This is a genomic window from Frankia sp. CgKIO3 (genome assembly GCF_977946435.1).
Window position 1 is genome coordinate 19,826 of record NZ_CDWTMO010000034.1, and the last position, 7,465, is coordinate 27,290.

7 protein-coding genes are annotated in these 7,465 nt (G+C 67.1%); 2 read left to right on the forward strand and 5 right to left on the reverse strand.

Annotation, left to right across the window (positions count from 1 at the left end):
* Positions 1 to 69 precede the first annotated feature (69 nt).
* The 3 genes from AC08OJ_RS06360 to AC08OJ_RS06370 form a co-directional block, all read right to left on the reverse strand.
* Positions 70 to 1,827, reverse strand: a complete 1,758-nt coding sequence (locus AC08OJ_RS06360) for an acetyl/propionyl/methylcrotonyl-CoA carboxylase subunit alpha (RefSeq protein WP_476592043.1) — start codon at positions 1,825 to 1,827, stop codon at positions 70 to 72.
* Positions 1,828 to 1,947: 120 nt separating this feature from the next.
* Complete coding sequence (locus AC08OJ_RS06365) at positions 1,948 to 2,199, reverse strand: acyl-CoA carboxylase subunit epsilon (RefSeq protein ID WP_476592042.1); 252 nt, start codon at positions 2,197 to 2,199, stop codon at positions 1,948 to 1,950.
* A 125-nt stretch (positions 2,200 to 2,324) separates the two neighbouring features.
* The gene (locus tag AC08OJ_RS06370; RefSeq protein WP_476592041.1) at positions 2,325 to 3,920 is read right to left on the reverse strand and encodes an acyl-CoA carboxylase subunit beta; all 1,596 of its coding nucleotides are present in this window, start codon (positions 3,918 to 3,920) and stop codon (positions 2,325 to 2,327) included.
* A gap of 206 nt (positions 3,921 to 4,126) precedes the next feature.
* Between AC08OJ_RS06370 and AC08OJ_RS06375 the strand changes: the two genes are divergently transcribed.
* Complete coding sequence (locus AC08OJ_RS06375; protein ID WP_476592040.1) at positions 4,127 to 5,014, forward strand: biotin--[acetyl-CoA-carboxylase] ligase; 888 nt, start codon at positions 4,127 to 4,129, stop codon at positions 5,012 to 5,014.
* A gap of 49 nt (positions 5,015 to 5,063) precedes the next feature.
* Positions 5,064 to 5,573 (forward strand): PH domain-containing protein, encoded by a 510-nt coding sequence (locus tag AC08OJ_RS06380; protein ID WP_476592039.1) that lies wholly within the window; start codon positions 5,064 to 5,066, stop codon positions 5,571 to 5,573.
* A gap of 38 nt (positions 5,574 to 5,611) precedes the next feature.
* Here AC08OJ_RS06380 and AC08OJ_RS06385 read toward each other — a convergent pair whose 3' ends face one another.
* On the reverse strand, positions 5,612 to 6,226 hold the full coding sequence (locus AC08OJ_RS06385; protein WP_476595275.1) for a hypothetical protein: 615 nt from the start codon (positions 6,224 to 6,226) through the stop codon (positions 5,612 to 5,614).
* A 146-nt stretch (positions 6,227 to 6,372) separates the two neighbouring features.
* On the reverse strand, positions 6,373 to 7,465 hold a 1,093-nt coding region (locus tag AC08OJ_RS06390; RefSeq protein WP_476595276.1), incomplete at its 5' end, for a hypothetical protein.

The window sequence follows — 7,465 nt, forward strand, 5'->3', positions numbered from 1 at the left end:
CTCGCAGCCTATGAAGTCTGCGGTGGAGAGGTGGCAGCCGACGGTGGGCAGGTCGAGCTTTGGTGCGTTCTAGTCTTTGATCTCACAGAGCACGGTGCCGCTGGTGACAACGGCGCCGACGGCCGCAGCCAGTCCGGTGACCGTGCCATCCCGGTGCGCGTTGATCGGCTGTTCCATCTTCATCGCTTCCAGAACAATGATCAGATCACCCGCGGAAACAGCGTCGCCGTCGTTGACCGCGACCTTTATGATGGTGCCCTGCATGGGACTGGTCAGGGCGTCGTCCGTGACCTTGGCCGCAGCCGTGCCGCGAGCGCGTCGCTTGGGCGCCGCTCCCCGGGAAGCGGCGACGGGGGCAGAACCGAATCCGGCGGGTAGCACGACTTCGAGGCGTTTGCCGCTTACCTCGACAACCACGGTCTCCCGCGGCTCGGGGGTGGTGTCGGCCTCAGTCCCTCCCGCGAAGGCCGGGACGGTGTTGTCGAACTCGGTTTCGATCCAGCGGTTGTGGATACGGAAAGGCTCTGCGGCGTCCTCCGGGGCGAAGGCGGGATCCCGTACGACCGCGCGGTGGAATGGCAGTGCCGTCGCCATTCCCTCGATGATCATCTCGTCGAGGGCGCGCCGAGCCCGCTGCAGAGCTTCCTGCCGGGTTGCTCCGGTGATGATGAGCTTTGCGAGCAGGGAGTCGAAAGCGCCGCCGATGACGCTGCCGCTTTCGATGCCGGTATCGAGTCGGACGCCGGGGCCGGCCGGCGCGATCAGCTTGGTGACCGTGCCGGGGGCGGGAAGGAAGTTACGGCCGGGATCCTCACCGTTGATACGGAATTCGATGGAGTGACCGCGAGGAGCCGGATCGGTGAAGTCGAGTGCCTCACCCTCTGCGATGCGGAACTGGGCGCGAACCAGGTCCACTCCGGAGACCTCTTCGGTTACCGGATGCTCGACCTGGAGGCGGGTATTGACTTCAAGGAAGCTGATCATGCCATCGCGGGCGACGAGGAACTCGACGGTCCCGGCCCCGATATAGCCGGCTTCCTTGCAGATCGCCCTCGAGGCGTCGTACAGCGAGTGGAGCTGAGCCTCCGAGAGAAACGGTGCCGACGCCTCCTCCACGAGCTTCTGGTAACGGCGTTGGAGCGAGCAGTCGCGGGTACCGACCACGACGACGTTGCCGTGCGTGTCCGCCAGGATCTGGGTCTCGACGTGGCGGGGCTGGTCCAGGTACCGCTCGACGAAGCACTCTCCGCGACCGAACGCCGCGACCGCCTCCCGGACGGCACTGTCGAACAGTTCGGGGAGCTCCTCCGCGGTCCAAGCGACCTTCAGCCCGCGCCCTCCGCCACCAAAAGCGGCCTTGATGGCAACCGGAAGGCCGTACTGCTTGGCGAAGGTGACAACTTCATCGACGCCGGCCACGGGGTCTGCGGTGCCAGGTGCGAGCGGCGCACCGACCGCTAGTGCAATATGCCGGGCCGCGGTCTTGTCCCCGAGACGGCGGATGGCCTCCGGCGGCGGGCCGATCCAGGTGAGGCCTGCGGAGATCACGGCCTCCGCGAAGTCCGCGTTCTCCGAGAGAAAACCGTATCCCGGGTGGACGGCATCGGCCCCGGAGGACTTGCAAGCATCGAGAATTTTGTCGATGCGCAGGTATGAATCACCAGGGGTCGTGCCCCCCAACGCAAATGCCTCGTCAGCAACGCGTACGTGCAGGGCATTGATATCCGGTTCCGCGTATACTGCGACGCTGGTGTATCCGGCGTCGCGGCAGGCGCGGGCCACTCGAACCGCGATTTCTCCCCGATTGGCGATGAGGATCTTACGCACGTCGCTCCCGTCCTCGTCCGGCCTGCCTGAGTGTAGGTGAGTCGGGCCGCACATTTTGTTGCTGTCGTTAGTACCCAGATGTGATGCTGCAGACATCCCGGCGTCATGCCTATCGGTTGATCACCAGTCGGCTCGAGTGCGCGCACCCGGCGTCATCCCGGACCTTTGCCACGCGCCCGGTCCGGTGGTGAGACTGCCACGGAGCGCCAGCGTCGGGCTGGCCCAGGATGAACGGCGGGTGGCCGGCGCCGACGAGGGAGCGGCACGAGCCGTCAGGAGCGCCACCACAGCGGCGATCTCCTCCGGCGTCGCCTCGCCGCGGATCAGCTGCAGCCGAGGCCGACTCGCCCGCCTGTCATCGTCCTGAACCACGTTTCTCTCCTCGGTACCTCGAGTAGCTGGTGCGTCGTGAGTATGCCGTCCGTGGACCTCTGAGGCCCGGGAGATCTCCGTCGGGGAGATCCTCCTTCCGGCGAGCTGGCGACGGCAGATATCGTCTATAGCGGGATGTTGCCGTGCTTCTTCGGTGGCAGGGATTCACGTTTGGTACGCAGCAGACGCAGCGCTCGAATGACCTCGCACCGCGTTGCCGACGGGCTGATGACCGCGTCGAGATAGCCCCGTTCCGCCGCGATGTAAGGGGTCGCGAAGTGATCGGTGTAGTCCTGGATCAGCTCTGCCCGACGAGTCTTCGGTGACTCGGACCTGGCTAGATCCCGTCGATAGATGATGTTGACGGCACCCCGGGCGCCCATCACCGCGATCTCGGCGATCGGCCAGGCGAGGTTGATGTCCGCCCGCAGGTGCTTGGACCCCATGACGTCGTAGGCACCGCCGTAGGCCTTCCGAATGATCACCGTCACTTTCGGTACGGTGGCCTCTGCGTAGGCGTAGATCAGCTTGGCGCCACGGCGAATGATGCCGTTCCACTCCTGGGAGGTGCCGGGAAGGAAGCCGGGGACGTCGACCAGGGTCAGCACCGGGATGTTGAATGCGTCGCAGGTCCGGACGAACCGGGCGGCCTTCTCGCTGGCGTCGATGTCGAGGGTGCCGGCGAACTGCATCGGCTGGTTGGCGACCACCCCGATAGAACGTCCATCCACCCGGCCGAATCCGACGATCATGTTCTGGGCGAACTGGGTGTGGACCTCGAGAAAGTCACCCTCGTCGAGGAGCCGCTCGATGATCTGGTGCATGTCGTACGGAGTGTTCGGGGAGTCGGGGATGAACGTGTCGAGATCCGGGTCGATCTCGGCGTCCAGATCGTCCACGGCGTCGTAGCTCGGGGCGTCGTCGAGATTGTTCGACGGAAGGAACGACAGCAGCGCACGGGCGAGCTCGAGGCACTCCGTCTCGTCGGCCGACTGGAAGTGCGCGACACCGCTGCGGGAGTTGTGGGTGTGTGCGCCACCCAGTTCCTCCATGCCCACGTCCTCGCCGGTGACTTCCTTGATCACGTCGGGGCCAGTGATGAACATGTGGCTGGTCTGGTCGACCATCAGGGTAAAGTCGGTGATCGCCGGCGAGTACACGGCGCCACCGGCGCATGGTCCCATGATCAGTGAGAGCTGTGGGACGACGCCGGAGGCCATCACGTTGCGGTAGAAGATTTCGCCGTACAGACCGAGGGAGACGACGCCCTCCTGGATACGCGCTCCGCCGGAGTCGTTGATACCCACGACGGGGCAGCCCGTCTTCAACGCAAGATCCATGATTTTGACGATCTTCTCACCGAAGACCTCACCCAGGCTGCCACCGAAAACGGTGAAGTCCTGGCTGAACACGCAGACCTGCCGGCCGTCGACAGTCCCGTACCCGGTCACCACGCCGTCGCCATACGGCCGGTTGGCCTGGACGCCGAAGTCGTGCGCGCGATGGCGGGCGAAGGCGTCGGTCTCGACGAACGACCCGGGGTCGAGGAAGGCCTCGACCCGTTCGCGGGCTGTCATCTTGCCTTTGGCATGCTGCGCGTCGACCGCTCGCTGGGACCCGGCGTGGACGGCATCATCGTTCACGCGCCGCAGTTGGGCGAGTCGGCCTGCGGTGGTGTGCGGGTCGGGAGCGGAATCCTCTGCGGGCGCGGGAAGAGCCATAACCGGCAGCGTACGACCCCCGCGGGTCCACGCGTGTGATTGATGTGCAGCGGATCTCACCGGATAGGCGAGATTCGTGGGCCTCTGGTGAGTTAACCGTATCCCGGATCAGTTTGCTGATCGTCCGCTGATCGCCCGAGTCGCCGGCGGGTGACCGGACGGTCTGGCAGGGTGGACCGGTGTCACCCTCGAAGGAGCCTTCACCCGTGGGACCCTCTCCCGAGCAGCCCGCGTCCGGCAAGCTCCCGCCCGGCAAGCCCTCGCCGACGTCCCCTCGGGCCCGCTCTGTCGGGGAGGGGCGATCCGCGTCCATCGGAACACGTGAACCGCTGGACGCCGCACGCCTCGCGGCCCGTGCCGCCGCGGTTGGCCTCGACCTGACGGTGGTAGAGGAGATCGACTCGACCAACGCCGCGCTGGCGCGCATCGCCCGGGGCGAAGACACCGCCCGCGGCCGGGGACAGGTTCTCGTCGCCGAACAGCAGACGGCGGGTCGTGGCCGGCTCGACCGATCCTGGGAGTCTCGCCCTGGCGCCGGGTTGACGGTCTCGCTGCTGCTGCGACCCCGGGTAGCGATGTCCCTGCTCGGCTGGCTGCCTATGGTGGTCGGAACCTCGCTCCTGGCGACGCTACGTGAGGTGGCGGCGGTTCCCGCAGTCCTGAAATGGCCCAATGACGTTCTCGTCGACGATGCGAAGCTCGCCGGCATCCTGGTCGAGGTCGTCCAGATCCCACTGTCGTCACCTTCGGTGATTATCGGTTTTGGGTTGAATGTCATGGCGGAGCGTGACGAGCTCCCGGAGCGGTCGACGAGCCTGCTGCTCAGCGGCGCGCTTCCGGCGGCTCTGGACCGGACCGAGCTGCTCGGGGTGGTACTCGCCGATCTCGTCGGGGCGATCACTGGCTGGGAGGCTGACCCGCAAGCGGCTCGCGCGGAGTACCTACGGGTGTGCGCGACGATCGGCCGGCGGGTGCGCGTCGAGCTGCCGGACGGTTCGGCGGTGCTCGGGACCGCCACCGATGTTGACCCCGACGGCCGGCTCGTCGTCGACGGGCGACCCTACAGCGCCGCCGACATCGTTCACCTGCGGTGACGAGGGACCCGGCAGCGATCTGTCAGCCCGAGATGCGACGATCGTTGCCGTGGCGTTTCCCGACGATATCCTCACCCAGGACGAAGAGGTTGTCCTCCATCTGCACCCGCACTGGGTCAGCCTGGTAGTCCCGGCGCTCTGGACGGTTGCCGCCCTCCTTTTCGCCGTGCTGGGGGTTTTCTTCGCACCTGGAGGGGTGTTGCAGAAGCCCATCCAGTACCTCGTGCTTCTGGTCGCCTTCGGTGCAATCGGTTATCTGAGTGTGATGCCATGGCTACGTCGAATGACCACCCATTACGTCGTGACGAACCATCGACTGATGATCCGCGAAGGGGTCGTCACGCGGGTTGGGCGTGATGTTCCGTTCGCCTGGTTGGTTGGTGCGACCGTGCAGCAGAACGTCCTCGACCGGGTTCTGGGCTCGGGTGAGATGATCATTGAGACGGTGGGGCAGCGGGGCCGGGTCAGCCTGTCGTGCATGCCGCACGCCGAGCGGGTGCAGGAAACCCTTGCCGATCTCTCCGCGCCCTACCAGTCACGGGGCTATCCGGGGGCCTGACGCCGGGACGGCCGGAGGCAGCAAGCACGGCCGATCCGTCACACCGGGTCGAACTCCCGCCACCATGCGAGCAGTTTGTCGGCCTGCGGATCCTCCGTGGCGAAACCGAGACGCTCGTCGTCAACCGTCCAGAACACCGAGAACCGACCGGGTCCTGCATCGCACAGGAAGGTGCCACGGCGTCGGGAGCTGCGTGCCCAGCGCTCGATGCCGGTCTGCCCCTGATAACAGTTGCCGACGCCGGCGAGGGCTGCGGACCGGCGGGCGATGTCGCGGGCCAGGGCCGAGGCGTCCGGGTAACGCAGGACGAGGATTCGAGCGGGGGCCGGAGCATCGGTCGCCACCCCGGGGACGCAGCTGAGGGCCGCCTCCGCGCCACCGGGTACCGCCTGTCCCTCGCTGGGCGGCGCACTCGCGCACTCGCCGACCGCGAACGGCTTGAGCGAGGACCGCAGCCGTGCCTCGGCGGCATCGAGCGTCGGGCCCGGCGACGGTCCGACGCCGGCCGCTCCGGAGGCCACGGCCCCTCCGGAGGCCACGGTGCCTCCCGTGCCCGTCGTGCCGGCCGCCGACGGGTGGCGACCGGTGGGGCTGTCGCTCGGATCGCGGGTCACGGCGAGTCCGATGGTGACGCCACCCGCGATCAGAGCCACGATGATTAAGATGATCGCGGTGAGGGGCCCGCGACGCCACCACGAGTCGGTTTCACTGGATGGATCCTCGTCACCGTCGGCCGGATTCCGCGGGAATCCGTCTTCGGAACCGTTCACAGGTATCCGGTCTCCCGAGGAAGGTCAGCTCAATGACGGAGTGGATCGAACGACTTCCACCATCTGTTGAGGTTACCCGGATCCTGATCATCCGCGGAGAACGCGATTCGATAGTCGTCGTAGGTCCAGAACTCGTAGAAACGCTTCGCGAAGAAGTAGCACAGCCGGGTGCCACCGGTCGACTCGGCCGGCGAGCTCCACCGCTCCGAGCTCTGCTGGCCGTCGTCGCAGTTCCCCTCGTCGTAGTAGTACGTTTCACGGGCGCCGATCTGCCGGTCCATGGCGGACTGACTCGGGAAGTGGAACGCGGTGACCTCGATGCCGCTGAGATCCTTGCAGACGAGGGCGGCGTCGGCATAGGCGCTGTCACGGTGTGTGGGGACGGCGCATCCCGTCATGACGACCGGGTTCAGTAGCGAGCGGAGGATCTCCTGTGGATTGCCGGCCGGCTGTCCACCGTTCCCCGACGCTCCGGTGGCCGATGTTGTGGCGACGGATTGTCCGCTCGTCGTGTCGGTGCCGTCCTCGCCGGTGAACACGACGACTCCGAGCAGGATCACCAGGGCCAGGAGGAGGCCGCCGCCCGCGAACAGCAGGCGTCGATCCACGCTGACTTCGTGCCGGGAGGCTGTGCCGCGCTTGGCCAAGGGGGCTACGGCGCGCTCGGGCCCGGCCGCATTGGCGGGGATTCCTGTCGGGTGGGCGGGCGGCTCCGGTGGCGGAAGTCCCGGCAACAGCCCCGGTAATGACGAGGGCCGTCTGGATTCCGCAGGTGCGCCGAGCCGTGTGGCGGTGGCCGTGTCGACCGAGGGAGCGGACGTGCCGAGGAGATTGACGGGTGCTGGCGCTGGAAAGCCGCCGGTCGGGACAGGCGTCCCGCTCACCGGAGGGAATCCGTTCGGCGGGTTGACACCGATTGTCGCTCCGGGAGCCGGCGCCGGATAACCGATGGGCGGTGCGGACGGCGCGACATGCGCGTCAACGCCGTCCGTGGACCTGCCCCGGGCCCCGAAGGCTCCGAGGAAGGCCGTGTCACCGTTCGTGCCGAGCCCGGTGCCGGTTCCGGCCGCGAGGGTTCCGGGCTGGTTAATGTCGCTGCCCTGGATGCCGGGCCGTCCGGTG

Coding starts and splice junctions, on each gene's coding strand:
- AC08OJ_RS06370 (WP_476592041.1), bottom strand. CDS start 3,920: ATGGCTCTTCCCGCGCCCGCAGAGGATTCCGCTCCCGACCCGCACACC.